This window comes from Mesorhizobium sp. M0664, assembly GCF_040320565.1.
Taxonomy (GTDB): Bacteria; Pseudomonadota; Alphaproteobacteria; order Rhizobiales; family Rhizobiaceae; genus Mesorhizobium.
On sequence record NZ_JAMYPW010000118.1, the window covers coordinates 1 to 851 of the forward strand.

Annotated in this window: 1 protein-coding gene; it reads left to right on the top strand. The window is 61.9% G+C overall.

Going from position 1 to position 851, the window contains the following annotated elements; genetic code table 11:
• Positions 1 to 761: IS110 family RNA-guided transposase (locus NKI39_RS34215; protein WP_352837572.1), on the top strand; the 761-nt coding region annotated here is incomplete at its 5' end.
• Positions 762 to 851 lie beyond the last annotated feature (90 nt).

The following is an 851-nucleotide window of genomic DNA, read 5'->3' on the forward strand; positions in this document are numbered from 1 at the left end:
CGGATCGCAATGATGCGCGCGGCATCGCACAGATGATGCGCGTCAACCTGTTCCGCCCGGTGCATGTCAAGACGCTGACGAGCCAGAAGCGCCGCGCGCTGCTGACGGCGCGCAAGCTGCTGCAGGAAAAGGCCCTCGCCATCGAGAACGACCTGCGCGGCCTGTTGCGCAATTTTGGGCTCAAGGTTGGCGTCGTCGGGACCGTCAAGTTTGAGGATCGGATTCGCGAGCTCGTCGAAGGACGCTGTGAACTGGCCGAAATTGTCACGCCGCTGCTGGAGGCGCGCTGCAAGCTGCGAGAACAGTTTACAGTTCTACATCGCAGACTTCTGAGAATCGTGCGGGACGATGAGGTCTGTCGGCGCTTGATGACGATCTCCGGCGTCGGTCCTGTGGTGGCGCTGGCTTATGCCGCGACGATCGACATTCCACAGCGATTCAGAAACTCCAAAACGGTGGGGTTCATCCTGGGACTGACGCCGGTGCTCAACCAATCAGGTGAAAGTCACCGCGTCGGTCGCGTCTCGCTGTGCGGCGACGGGATGATGCGCACCTTGCTCTACGAAGCCGCCCAAGTGATGCTAACGCGCGTCAAGAAGTGGTCATGGCTGAAGGCGTGGGCGATGAATGTCGCCAAGCGGTGCGGTCTGCGAAAAGCGATCGTGGCACTCGCCCGCCGGCTGGCGGTCATCATGCACCGCATGTGGGTGGACGGCACCGAATTCCGCTGGACGCGGGAGGCCTCGCCAGCCGCTATCTGACCGGAAAGGCCGTAAGGAGAGAGACAAGTTCCGCCACCGGCGGAAGCACGTCCTTCGCGGGACGATGGATGAGGCGAGTTCGTTGAAGCA